Genomic DNA, 11,888 nt, shown 5'->3' with positions numbered 1-11,888 from the left:
CCGGCAAGGAGCAACCATCGTAACGTGGGGCCTCCGGGGGTCGCCCCCGGAATCAACACAGTGGAGGTGCCGGTAATCGAACCCGGGTCCTTCGTTGTTTTGTCAGGGCTTCTCCGAGCGCAGCTCACTATGCCTCTACTCGGCCCCACCAATCACGTGAGCAAGCTGGTGTGACGGGCCCAGTCGCTGATTAATCTCGCCTCACGGACCCCGCGACCGGGCCCGATCAGCCAACCTCCTAGCTGATGGCGGTTACTGGGCCGGAGGTACTCCCAGACCACCAGACTCCGCTACTTGCCTCAGGCGGCGAGAGCGTAAGAGTCAGCGCTATCCTGCTTGGCGCTTATTGTTTTCCAACGACCGATTCACGAGACGACGTTGGCTTCCTCGGCTCGCTTCCCCTGTCTCCACGGACGAAGTCGAAACCAGTCACCCCCTAGTAACCCGCACCCACCTCGAGCGCGGACCTCTCATCTTAACGCCTCAGGTGCCGATCTTCATTCCTGGATCACACCATGCCCTTGGAGCGGCGGCCCAGCGCCTTGGTGATCTCCTTCTGGGCGTCCCGCTTCGCCAGGTCCTGCCGCTTGTCGTAGCTCTTCTTACCGCGCGCCAGCCCCAGCTCGACCTTGGCGTACCCGTTGTTGAAGTAGACCGACAGCGGCACCAGCGTCACGCCGTCGTCGCGCAGGCTGCCCATCAGCTTGTGGATCTCCTCGCGCCGGAGCAGCAGCTTGCGCACCCGGCGCGGCTCGTGGTTGGTCCACGTGCCCTGCGTGTACTCCGGGATGTGCATGCCGTGCAGGAAGATCTCGCCGCCGTTCTCGTGACCGAACGCGTCGGTGAGTGACGCCCGCCCGGCGCGCAGCGACTTGACCTCGGTGCCGGTCAACGCCATGCCGGCCTCGTAGGTGTCCAGGATGGCGTAGTCGTGCCTCGCCTTGCGGTTCGAGGCCACGACCTTGCGACCTTGTTCGCGCGGCATGACGGCAAGACTAACAAAGGCAGGAAGGCAGATATTTCAACGGATTCTTCGGTACGCCGTTGATCCGGGTCTCGAAGTGCAGGTGGTTGCCGGTCGACGCCCCGGTGGTGCCGACGCGGCCGATCACCTCGCCGCGGCGGACGCGCTCGCCCACGTACACCTCGATCTGGGATTGGTGCCCGTAGCAGGTCGAGAAGCGGTTGCCGTGGCTGATGCAGGTGTACTGGCCGTAGCCGCCGCTCCAGCCGGCGCGGATCACCCGCCCGTCGGCCGCGGCGTGGATGGGGCTGCCGCCACCCGCGGCGATGTCGACCCCGGCGTGCAGCTGCCAGACCCGGTAGTACGGGTCGTAGCGCGTGCCGAAGTCGCTGGACTTCCAGCCGTGCACCGGCATCAGCAGCTGCCCGCCGCGGTAAGTGCCGCCGCCGCCCTCACCGTTGCGGACTTCCCACGTCTGCAGCGCGGCGACGACGCGCTGCTCCTCCGCCTGGGCGGCGCGGTACTTCGCGAGCACGATGGCACGCTGAGAGTTGGCGGCCCGCAGGGCGAGGCTTCGGCTGTTGGCCAGGTTGATGACGGCCAGTTGCGCGTCCCGTGCCGCGTTCTCCGCCAGGCGTGCGGCGTTCCACTTGGTGACGGCGTCGCGCTCGGCGTCCTCGGCGGCGCGCTTGGTGAGCCCGGCGCGGTCCTGCTGGGTACGCACCGCTCGCCGCGCCGCGACCATCTGGTCGACGCTCTCCTGCTGCTCCTGCATGACCTGGTCGACCATGCTCATCCGCTCGATGATGTCCCTCGGCTGGGCCGCCACCAGCACGTTGACCACCGCGATGTTGCCGCCCATGTAGCTGGCCGATGCGATCTCGTCGACCCGGGCCCGGGCGCCGGCCACCTGCTCCTGCGCTCGCTCGAACCGGCCGACGGTCTTCCGGTAGGTCGCCCGGGCGGCGTTCGCCTGGCGGCGGGCGCTGTTCGCCTGCGCGCGGGCCGCGGCCACAACGCCTCGGGCGCTGGCCACCTTCGCCCGGGCGGCGGGCAGCGCCGCGGTGGCGACCTCTAGCCGGCGGGCGGCGCTGCGGGCGACGGCGGTGGCGTGCTCGAGGACCGCCTCCGCCCGGTCGGCGGCCCGGCTCGCCCGTTTCGCATCGTCGCCGGGACCGGCGGCCGCGGGGACCGGTCCGAGCAGGGACAGGACGGCCGCGCAGAGCACGAGCAGGACGCAGAACACCCGGGTGTGTCGACTGAACCCCACATCGGCACCGTACTCCGGCTATCAGCCTTAAAGGCGTAAAACGCCCAATAGCCGCACCCCCGCCCGGGATGCGGCTATTGCGATGGCTGAGTCCCGTGGAGCTAGACGCGCAGGTAGAACCGCAGCGTGACCCATGCGGTGACCGCACTGACGACCGAACCCACTCCGGCCAGCAGCGGCAGCATCAACCAGACGTTCGAGTTCGGGATCGGGGTGAGCACGTTCGTCAGCGCCTGCAATCGGCCGTCGAGGACGACGATCTTGCTGATGAAGAGGAACGCGAAGCCCAGGATGGAGCCGATCAGGCCGGCCACCACCGCCTCGAGCACGAATGGCGCCTGGATGAACCAGTTCGACGCGCCGACCAGTTTCATCACCGCGACTTCTCGGCGTTTGCTGTACGCGGCGACCTGGATGGTGTTGCCGACCAGCAGCAACGCGGCCAAGGCCATCACCCCGGCCACGACCAGCGCCATCACCTGGATGGAGTTGAAGATGTCGAACACCTTCTTGAGCAGCTCGCGCTGGTCGACGATGTCCTGGATGCCCTGCTGAGTCTTGATCTGCTCGTTGAAGGTCGCGTATTGCTCCGGATCCTTCAACTTGACGCGGAACGACTCGGGGAGGCTGTCCGGGCCGACCGAGTTGATGAACTCGGGCGAGTCCTTCCAGATCTGCTTGAACTTCTCGAGCGCCTGCTTCTTGTCCTCGTAGGTCTTGCTCTTCACCAGAGGATTGGCGTCGATGGCCTGGTCGAGGGCGGCGCGCTGGGCCTCGGTGACGTCGTCACGAAGGAAGATCGAGACCTCGATCTCGCCGTAGTAGAAGTCCTTCATCCGGTCGACCTGCATGTACAGCAACACGCTGGCGCCCAGCATCGTCAACGAGACCGACATGGTGATGATCATGGCGACGGTCATCGTGACGTTGCGCCACAGACCGACCAGGACCTCGTTGAGGACGTATTTCAACCGCATCGGGGGTTTCCTTAGTGGGAGAACGGGGCGGGCACGGGGCGGGGCTGCGGACGGCTAGCCGTAGACGCCGCGTGCCTGGTCGCGGACGATCCGGCCGCTCTCGATCTCGATGACTCGGCGGCGCATCTGGTTCACGATGTTCGAGTCGTGGGTGACCATCACGACCGTGGTGCCGGTCCGGTTGATCCGGTCCAGCAGCCGCATGATCTCGATCGACGTGTCCGGGTCCAGGTTTCCCGTGGGCTCGTCGGCGAGCAGGATCAGCGGACGGTTCACGAACGCCCGGGCGACGGCGACGCGTTGCTGCTCACCACCGGAGAGCTCGTGCGGGTAGCGGTGCTCCTTGCCGCCGAGGCCGACCAGCTCCAGGACCTCGGGGACGACGCGCCGCGCCACCGCCTTGGTCTTGCCGATCACCTCGAGGGCGAAGGCGACGTTCTCGTACGCGGTCCGGTTCGGCAACAGCCGGAAATCCTGGAACACGCAGCCGATGGAACGCCGGAAGTGCGGGATCTTCCACGACCGCAGTGACGTCACGTCCTTGGCGTTGACCGTCACCCTGCCGCGGGTCGGGGCAACCTCGTGCAGCAGCAGCTTGATGATCGTGGACTTGCCGGAACCGGAGGGGCCGATGAAGAAGACGAACTCACCCTTCTCGATACCGACGTTGACATCGTCCAACGACGGCCGAGACGCCTTGGGATACGTCTTCGTCACGTTCTCGAGCTGAATCACGGGAGTGGAGTCTACGCGGTGTAACGAAAAGGCCAAGTCCGCCGGTCCGCATCATGTGCACCAGGACACCCGGATCAGAGGACGGCTCACCTCACCAGGTCATTCGGCCATCTGACTCTGCTTGCGCCAGCGGATGCCCGCCTCGATGAAGTCGTCGAGGGCGCCGTCGAAGACCGCGGACGGGTTCCCGACCTCGTACTCGGTGCGCAGATCCTTGACCATTTGGTACGGATGCAGCACGTAGGAGCGCATTTGATCACCCCACGAGCCGGTGGTGTCCTGCTTGAGGCCGGCCATCTTGGCCTCCTCCTCCTGGCGCTTGCGCTCGAGCAGCCGGGCCTGCAGAACGCGCATCGCGGAGGCCTTGTTCTGCAGCTGTGACTTCTCGTTCTGACACGTCACCACGATGCCCGTGGGGATGTGTGTGAGCCTCACCGCAGAGTCGGTCGTGTTAACGCTCTGTCCACCAGGACCCGACGACCGGTACACGTCGATGCGTACTTCGTTCTCCGGGATGTCGATGTGGTCGGTCTGCGCGACCACCGGCATCACCTCGACGCCGGCGAAGCTGGTCTGCCGGCGGCCCTGGTTGTCGAACGGGCTGATCCGGACCAGCCGGTGCGTTCCGGACTCGACGCTGAGGGTCCCGTAGGCATAGGGCACCTTGACGGCGAACGTGGCCGACTTGAGGCCCGCCTCTTCCGCGTAGGAGGTTTCGTAGACCTCGGTCGGGTATCCGTGCCGCTCGGCCCAGCGCAGGTACATCCGCATCAGCATCTCGGCGAAGTCGGCGGCGTCCACGCCACCCGCACCGGCCCGGATGGCGACCACGGCCTCGCGGGAGTCGTACTCGCCGGACAGGAGGGTGCGGACCTCCATCTCCTCGATCGCCTTGGTGAGACCGGTCAGCTCCTCGCCGACCTCGGCCACCGACCCCTCGTCACTCTCGGCCTGCGCCATCTCGAGCAGAAGCGTGGCGTCGTCGAGCCGGCCGCGCAGCTTCTCCATCCGGGAGATCTCCCCCGAGATGTACGCGAGCTTGGAATTCACCTCTTGCGCCCGCGCCTGGTCGTCCCACAGGTCGGGGGCGGAGGCCTCCTCCTCGAGAACAGCCTTGTCCCGGCGCAGCTTGTCGACGTCGAGCACGTTCTCGATGTTGCGCAGGGTGGCGTCGAGGGCTTTGAGCTGTTCGGGAAAGTCGGCTGCACTCACAACGACCAAGACTACGCCGCCCGGCCGAGGGTTCGGCCGGGCGGCACCTGGTCACTCTGCAGGTGCGACCTTGAGCCAGCTCAGCGCTGCCTTGTGGTACGCGACGGCGAACTCGAGGGCGGCGGCGCCGTAGGCGTCCCCGGCCTTCTTGGCTTCCTTGGCCTGCTCGCGGGCCATGGCGAGGGCCTCCGAGTGGTACTCGTTGGCACCGGTGTAGAGCGTCTTCAGCTGGTTGCCGGAGTGCTGTGAGCCGAAGGCCACCCGCAGAGCGACCGGGTTACGGATCGCATCACGACCGGGCGACTCGGCGAGCCACCGGCTGAAAGCACGCTTGCCGGCGGCGGTGATGGCATAGGGCTGGCTGGACCGTGGCCCCGGCTTGCCGAGTCGGACGAATCCCATCTCGGCGAGCACAGGCAGTTCGCGGTAGACCTGGCTCCGCGTCATCGACCAGTAGGGCCCGAGGCGGCGTTCGGCAGCCGCCATGAGCTGACCGCCGGTCATCGGGCCCTCGTGTAGCAGGCCCAGAAGGGCAGCAGCTGTTGGGTTGATCTGAGTGTCGGGCATGGCTTCTAAGCTGCCACTTTGTTCGCTCGACGTCCAGGATTTCGCCCGATCCGTCCATTTTGCGTCTCCACATGCGACTGTCCCGCACAGACAGTCCGACCACGAGGGTCGCGACCGGGCGTTTTACCCATGTGGATCAGTGTCAGGCGATAAGATGGCACAGTGAATCGCCCAGACGGCGCTCGCAGTGAGTAATCGGCCCAAAAGGGGCGGTGCCACTGCGTAGTGGATCTGCAAAATAACGCAGTGGCTCCGATAGCGGACAATCACCCCATGTGAGGGTATCGCCAGTCGACCGCCGGCTCGAAGGTCTCCTTGATGGTGCGAGGCGAGACCCACCGGTACAGGTTCAAAACGGACCCGGCCTTGTCGTTGGTCCCGCTCCCCCGGGCGCCGCCGAACGGCTGCTGCCCGACCACGGCGCCGGTCGGCTTGTCGTTGAGATAGAAGTTGCCCGCCGCGAAGCGCAGGTCCTTTGAGGCGCGATCGAGCACCGTCCGGTCGGTTGCGAAGATCGAGCCCGTGAGCGCGTACGGCGTAACGGCTTCCGCCTGTGCGACGGTCGCCGCGAAGTCGTCGTCGTCGAAGACGTACACGCCGAGAATGGGTCCGAAGAACTCGGTCGTGAAGATCTCGTGTGTCGGGTCGGTCGACTCCACCACGGTCGGCGCGACGAACCAGCCCTCGCTGTCATCCGCGGTGCCGCCCGCCAGCACGGTGCAGGACGCGCTGTTCTTGATGCGGTCGAGCGCCGCGGCGTGCTTGGCGAACGCACGGCCGTCGATCACCGCACCGCCGAACGTGGAGAGATCGCTCACGTCGCCGTACCTGATGGAGGCGACGGTGGCCGCGAGCCGGTCACGCAGGCCGCCCTCCCAGATGGACCGCGGGACGTAGGCGCGCGACGCGGCACTGCACTTCTGGCCCTGGTACTCGTATGCGCCGCGGACCAGCGCGGTGTGCAGGGCGTCCGCGTCGGCGCTCGGGTGCGCGAAGACGAAGTCCTTGCCGCCGGTCTCACCGACCAGCCGCGGGTACGACTTGTAGCGCTCGATGTTGGCGCCCACCTCCTTCCACAGATGACGGAAGGTGGCGGTCGACCCGGTGAAGTGGATGCCGGCCAGGTCGGGGTCGGTGAGCACCACGTCGGACACCGCGAGCCCATCGCCGGTCACCAGGTTGATCACGCCGGGCGGCAGACCGGCCGCCTCGAAGAGCCGCATCGTCCAGTGCGCCGATAGCTGCTGGGTCGGTGAGGGCTTCCAGATCACCGTGTTGCCCATGAGGGCCGGCGCGGAAGGCAGGTTGCCGGCGATCGCGGTGAAGTTGAACGGCGTGATGGCGTAGACGAAGCCCTCCAGCGGGCGGTGGTCGAACCTGTTCCACACGCCCGGCGACGACTGCGGCTGCTCGCCGAGGATCTGCTCGCCGAAGGCCACGTTGAAGCGCAGGAAGTCGATCAGCTCGCAGGCCGCGTCGATCTCGGCCTGGTAGGCGGATTTCGACTGACCGAGGATGGTGGCGGCGTTGAGCGTGTCGCGCCAGCCGCCGGCCAGCAGCTCGGCGGCGCGTAGGAAGACGGCGGCGCGTTCGGTGAACGGCAGCTCGCGCCAGCCCGGCGCGGCCTTCTTGGCGGCCTCGACCGCGGCGGCCGCGTCCGCCTTCGACGCGTTGCCGGTCTGCCCGAGCACCTCGTGGCGGCGATGCGGCTGCACCACATCGATCCGCTCGCCGTCGGCCATCGTCTGCTTCCCGCCGATGGTCATGGTGAGGTCGAGGCGTTCGCCCTTCATCGCGTCCACGCGCGCCTGCAGGGTGGCCCGCTCGGGGCTGCCGGGGGCGTAGCTGCGCACCGGCTCGTTGCGCGGCGGCGGCACGGAAATCTGGGCGTCCATCTCGCGTTCTCCTCTACTCCTCGTGGGATGGGGTCATCCTCGCACCGCGTACCCTGCTCCTCATGAGCGCGCAGGAGGAGACAACCGTCACGACCGAGCGTGCCTCGTTCTCGTCGGTCGCGCTCGCCATAGCCGCTTTGTTGTGGATGGCGGGACTTCTGTGGTCGGCGCGGGCCACGATCACCAGCCGCGAGGACGTGACGATGGAGGTCACGTCGTCCGCCTACGCGCTGCCGGGCGTCGTCTCGGCCGCCCTGGTCGCGGGCGCGGCGGTGGCGCTGGCGGTGGTCACGGCCGTGGACCGGCGGCGGGCGCTCGGCGCGACCGCCCGCTTCGCGGTCGCGACGGGTGCGGGGTTGCTCATCGGCGTCCTGGGTGCGCTCAGCCTTTTCACGATCAACACCGAGGGCTGGGTGTACGCGGTGATGGCCGGCACGGTGGCCGCCGCCGCCACGATCGGCGGCGCGCTGGCCGGTCTCCGTACCCCAGGGGTGGTCTCCGCGGTCTGCTGGGCCTCCATCGCGGTGTTCCTGGTGGGGGTGCTGCTGACCTTCGGGCAGGATGTGCTGTTCGGCATCTTCGGCGCGGGTGACTCGGCCGCGACCCGGGCCGGCGCGGCGAGTCGGTATACGCTCAGCCAGGCCGTCGTCAGCGGTCTGATCGCCGGTCTGGTGGTCTTCTTCCTGCTTCGCCGTTCGCCGCGCCCCTGGCCCTGGTACGCGGTGGCCGGCGCCGGACCGGGCGTGCTGCTGATCGTCGGCGAGATCCTGACCCGCACCGCCGGGGCCCGGGTGCTGTCGCTGGCCGGCAAGGTCAGCGTGCTGGAGACGACGGTGCAACGCCTGCTCAGTCAGTCGCGGCTGAACAGCGCCCTGATCATCCTCTTCGTGGGTGCGATCACCGCGGTCATCGCGATCGGCCGGACTTTGAAACCGACGGACCAGTCTTGATTTAAAACCGGTTGTGAGATGCAATAGGTCTATGGCCATTGAGCTGTACCACGAAGTCCACGGCTCGTCCGGCGCGGACAGCACTCCGCTGCTGCTCATCCACGGTGGCGGGTCGACCATCGAGACGAACTGGGGCGCGCTGCTGCCGCTGCTCGCCAAGACGCGTCAGGTGATCGCGGTCGAGTTGCAAGGTCACGGGCGCACGCCGTCCACCGATCGGCTGCCGACCTTCGAGCACTCCGCCGACGACGTCGCCGCGCTGCTGCGCAAGCTGGACCTCGGCCCGGTCGACCTGCTCGGCTTCAGCAACGGCGGGAACGTGGCGCTGCGGCTCTCCATGCGGCACCCGACGCTGGTGCGGCGTCAGGTCATCGCCTCCGCGTTCTTCCGTCGCGAGGGCATGGTGGACGGCTTCTGGGAGGGCATGATGGCCGGCTCGATCGCCGACATGCCGCAGGTCTACCTCGACGCCGACGCCGCGCTGAACCCCGACCCGGCCCACCAGCAGCAGCTCTTCGACCTGGACAGCGGCCAGATGAAGAGGTTCGAGGACTGGCCGGAGTCCGACCTGACCGCCGTCGGGACGCCCACCCTGATCCTGGCCGGCGACCGGGACGTGGTGCGCAACTCGCACACGGTGGAGCTGGCCTCCCTGATCCCGGACGTGCGGCTGCTGATCGTGCCGGGCTTCCACGGCTCGTTCCTCGGCGAGGTGCTGGCGGCCGGCGGCGACCTCACGGCGATGAACCTGACCCTGCCGTCGATTCTGCGCTTCCTAGATCAGTGAAAAGTGCCTCGCCGGGTCGGGCCGGTTTCAGGCTAGGCCCGTGTCGCGGCTGAGGTCGTCGAGTTCGGAGGCGGCGTACCACGCCAGCTCGTGGTCCTCGGCGCCGTCCACGGTGAACTGGGCGTCCGGGTCGCCGGCCAGCGCCTCGTCGATCACGTCGGCAGCGGCGGCCACGTCGTCGGCCGCCTCGGCCGCGTCCACGTGAATCGAGGCGACCTCGGTGCGGGAGATCGACTCGCGCAGGCGGACCGAGCTGGAGCCGAGCTCGACGTCGTCGCGCTCGAGGGTCTTCGCGGGCACATCGGCCGAGACGACGACGCGGCGGCGCGGCGCCTGCGGGTCGAGCCGGAGCAGGTGCAGGGCGGCCTGGGCAGCGCGGGTGAACGCCACGTACTCCAGCTCCTCCTCGTCACCCTCGGCGTACCACTCACGCAGGGCCGGCGTCACGGCGTGCGCGACCACCGGCCCATCCCCCAACCGCCCGGAGGTGCGCAGCTGGGCCAGCATCGGCACGGTGGCCGGCACGTAGACACGAACAAGGTCGGTGATCGGCACGCAGCCATTATCGGCGCCGGCACCGCCCCGCGGTGAGCGCCCCTCTCAACATCAGCACCCGCAGCTGAGGGCTGGGCCGCTACCGGCCGCTGAGCCTCCGGCAAGGGCGGAGAACCCGGGCCCCTCCGGGGCTGGGCCGCTACCGGCCGCTGAGCCTCCGGCAAGGGCGGAGAACCCGGGCCCCTTCGGGGCTGGGCCGCTACCGGCCGCTGAGCCTCCGGCAAGGGCGGAGAACCCGGGCCCCTCCGGGGCCGTCAGCGGGTCGGGTGCTCTCGTCTCCATGCCGGCCGCGGTGTGGGTCGGGAAGCCCTCGCGGATCCAGTACTCGATGCCGCCGATCATCTCGCGCACCTCCCGGCCCTGCTCGGCCAGCGCCAGCGCCGCCTTCGTCGCGCCGTTGCAGCCCGGACCCCAGCAGTACGTGACGATCGGCGCGTCCTCGTCGGTCAGGTCCTTCAGGCGGATCGCGCCCGGGATGTGGCCCTGGTCCCAGGCGTGGTCGTTGCGGGTGTCGACCAGGACGAAGCCCGGGTCGCCGGTGTCCAGGGCTGCGTGGACGTCGGACACGTCGGTCTGGAAGGCGAGGCGGGCGGCGAAGAACTCGGCTGCTTTCATGCGTACCAAACTAGAAGTCTGCTCTTGGATGAGGCAGGAGACTTCCGGGGCAGTGGCGTAGATCGGGCGCGGAATCCACGGTACTTTGGCGCTGTGACCGTGGATCGGACGGACTGGGCGTTGCTGGCGGAGCTTCAGCGGGACGGGCGCGCCAGTTTCGCGGACCTGGCCCGGGCGGTGTCCATGTCGCCGAGTGCCGTCACCGAGCGGGTGCGCCGGCTCGAGGAGACGGGGGTGATCGCCGGCTACCGCGCGCTGGTCTCGCCGGAGCGGGTCGGGCTCGACGTGATGGCGTTCGTGCGGTTGCGATATCCGACCGGGAACTACCGGCCGTTCCATGCGCTGCTCGACACCACGCCCGAGATCATCGAGGCTCATCACGTGACCGGTGAGGACTGCTTCGTGCTAAAGGTGGTGGCCCGCTCGATGCGCCATCTCGAGGAGGTCACCGGACGCATCGCTGGGCTCGGGTCGGTCACGACGAGTGTGGTCTATTCGAGCCCGCTCACCGGGCGCGCGATCGCCATGGACTAGTCTCGCGTCAAGGTGGCACCGTCGACCGGTGCCAATCGCAGGCGAACGATGGCAAACTAAGGCATCAACGCGCGTAGCTCAGGAGTGCCGGTGGCCGAGTCCAGGTTCATGCTGCTGTCCGATGTGGCGGCCGAGCTGAACGTGTCCGACTCGCAGGTCTACCACATGGTGCGCAGCGGCGAGTTGCCCGCGATCAAGATCGGTGGTCGTGGTCAGTGGCGGGTGGAACGCGCCAAGCTTGAGCAGTACATCGAGGAGAAGTACGCGGAAACGGCCGAGTGGGTCGCCGGCAATCCGTTGATCGCGCCCGAGCCCGAGTAGCTCGTTTTGTCCTTTCTCGCCGGCTCCTCGCGGGGTTATCCACAGGCATTGACCGGTCTCACCGTGTCGCGGCAGACTTTCTGTCACAGGCAAACGAAAGCAAACGCAAGGATTGGTTGGGTGAGATGTCGACTGTCGAGGTGGCACCGCACGGTCCCCGGCCGCCGATCCGGTTACGTCCTGTGCCCAGGTGCGACCCGCCCTATGACGATGAGATCGAGCCGCAGTGGTGGGTGACGGCCAATCAGCTGGCGTTGGAGTGGCCGCGGCCGCCCACGGATTCGGGGCGTCACGACTTCGCCGGCCACTCAGGGGTGGGGGCCGGGGAAGCGAAGGACGACGGGTACGGGTGCGCGGGCGGCAGGTCCGCTCGGGACTCCGCACAGGACTTCGCTCGGGCCGGCCGCCGGGGCGAGGCCGGCCGGGCTGAGCACGGCGGGGCGGGTGGGGACGCGAAGCTGGCGGTGCGGCGTTTCGTGCACGTCTGCGTCGAGGTGCTCAACGGC

General features: G+C 68.1%; 13 protein-coding genes, 1 other RNA gene and 1 pseudogene. 5 read left to right on the top strand and 10 right to left on the bottom strand.

The window, feature by feature from the left end:
- Positions 1 to 58: 58 nt before the first annotated feature.
- From ssrA to pruA, 8 genes are all read right to left on the bottom strand, one after another.
- Positions 59 to 437: a transfer-messenger RNA gene (gene ssrA / locus AB0M20_RS09485) on the bottom strand.
- Between the two features lie 71 nt (positions 438 to 508).
- On the bottom strand, positions 509 to 985 hold the full coding sequence (gene smpB, locus AB0M20_RS09480; protein ID WP_364296246.1) for an SsrA-binding protein SmpB: 477 nt from the start codon (positions 983 to 985) through the stop codon (positions 509 to 511).
- A gap of 10 nt (positions 986 to 995) precedes the next feature.
- Positions 996 to 2,234: a M23 family metallopeptidase gene (locus AB0M20_RS09475; RefSeq protein WP_364296244.1), complete on the bottom strand. Its 1,239-nt coding sequence runs from the start codon at positions 2,232 to 2,234 to the stop codon at positions 996 to 998.
- A gap of 101 nt (positions 2,235 to 2,335) precedes the next feature.
- Entirely contained in the window at positions 2,336 to 3,211 is an 876-nt protein-coding gene (ftsX, locus tag AB0M20_RS09470; protein ID WP_364296242.1) for a permease-like cell division protein FtsX, read from the bottom strand.
- 54 nt (positions 3,212 to 3,265) lie between these two features.
- The gene (gene ftsE / locus AB0M20_RS09465) at positions 3,266 to 3,946 is read right to left on the bottom strand and encodes a cell division ATP-binding protein FtsE (protein WP_364296240.1); all 681 of its coding nucleotides are present in this window, start codon (positions 3,944 to 3,946) and stop codon (positions 3,266 to 3,268) included.
- 99 nt (positions 3,947 to 4,045) lie between these two features.
- A complete protein-coding gene (gene prfB / locus AB0M20_RS09460; RefSeq protein WP_364296238.1) occupies positions 4,046 to 5,158 on the bottom strand; it encodes a peptide chain release factor 2 in 1,113 nt (370 codons plus the stop codon).
- 51 nt (positions 5,159 to 5,209) lie between these two features.
- Positions 5,210 to 5,725, bottom strand: a complete 516-nt coding sequence (locus AB0M20_RS09455; protein ID WP_364296236.1) for a PadR family transcriptional regulator — start codon at positions 5,723 to 5,725, stop codon at positions 5,210 to 5,212.
- A 266-nt stretch (positions 5,726 to 5,991) separates the two neighbouring features.
- A complete protein-coding gene (pruA, locus tag AB0M20_RS09450) occupies positions 5,992 to 7,620 on the bottom strand; it encodes an L-glutamate gamma-semialdehyde dehydrogenase (protein ID WP_364296234.1) in 1,629 nt (542 codons plus the stop codon).
- A 62-nt stretch (positions 7,621 to 7,682) separates the two neighbouring features.
- On the opposite strand from pruA, the gene AB0M20_RS09445 reads away from it, so the two are divergent.
- Both AB0M20_RS09445 and AB0M20_RS09440 read left to right on the top strand, forming a co-directional pair.
- Entirely contained in the window at positions 7,683 to 8,570 is an 888-nt protein-coding gene (locus AB0M20_RS09445) for a hypothetical protein (RefSeq protein ID WP_364296232.1), read from the top strand.
- 31 nt (positions 8,571 to 8,601) lie between these two features.
- Entirely contained in the window at positions 8,602 to 9,357 is a 756-nt protein-coding gene (locus tag AB0M20_RS09440; RefSeq protein WP_364296230.1) for an alpha/beta hydrolase, read from the top strand.
- Positions 9,358 to 9,384: 27 nt separating this feature from the next.
- Here the strand turns inward: AB0M20_RS09440 and AB0M20_RS09435 are convergent, their stop codons facing one another.
- Positions 9,385 to 9,864, bottom strand: a complete 480-nt coding sequence (locus AB0M20_RS09435) for a hypothetical protein (RefSeq protein WP_364296248.1) — start codon at positions 9,862 to 9,864, stop codon at positions 9,385 to 9,387.
- Positions 9,865 to 9,963: 99 nt separating this feature from the next.
- The gene (locus AB0M20_RS09430) at positions 9,964 to 10,527 is read right to left on the bottom strand and encodes a rhodanese-like domain-containing protein (RefSeq protein ID WP_364296228.1); all 564 of its coding nucleotides are present in this window, start codon (positions 10,525 to 10,527) and stop codon (positions 9,964 to 9,966) included.
- Positions 10,528 to 10,620: 93 nt separating this feature from the next.
- On the opposite strand from AB0M20_RS09430, the gene AB0M20_RS09425 reads away from it, so the two are divergent.
- The 3 genes and pseudogenes from AB0M20_RS09425 to AB0M20_RS09415 all read left to right on the top strand — a co-directional run.
- On the top strand, positions 10,621 to 11,061 hold the full coding sequence (locus AB0M20_RS09425) for an Lrp/AsnC family transcriptional regulator (RefSeq protein WP_364296226.1): 441 nt from the start codon (positions 10,621 to 10,623) through the stop codon (positions 11,059 to 11,061).
- 90 nt (positions 11,062 to 11,151) lie between these two features.
- Positions 11,152 to 11,382 (top strand): helix-turn-helix domain-containing protein, encoded by a 231-nt coding sequence (locus AB0M20_RS09420; protein WP_364296224.1) that lies wholly within the window; start codon positions 11,152 to 11,154, stop codon positions 11,380 to 11,382.
- Between the two features lie 233 nt (positions 11,383 to 11,615).
- A pseudogene (locus tag AB0M20_RS09415) lies at positions 11,616 to 11,888 on the top strand (hypothetical protein); the annotation flags it as partial.

The sequence above is a fragment of the Actinoplanes sp. NPDC051633 genome (assembly GCF_040681735.1).
GTDB lineage: Bacteria > Actinomycetota > Actinomycetes > Mycobacteriales > Micromonosporaceae > Actinoplanes.
This window is presented reverse-complemented; position numbering and strand designations above follow the sequence as displayed.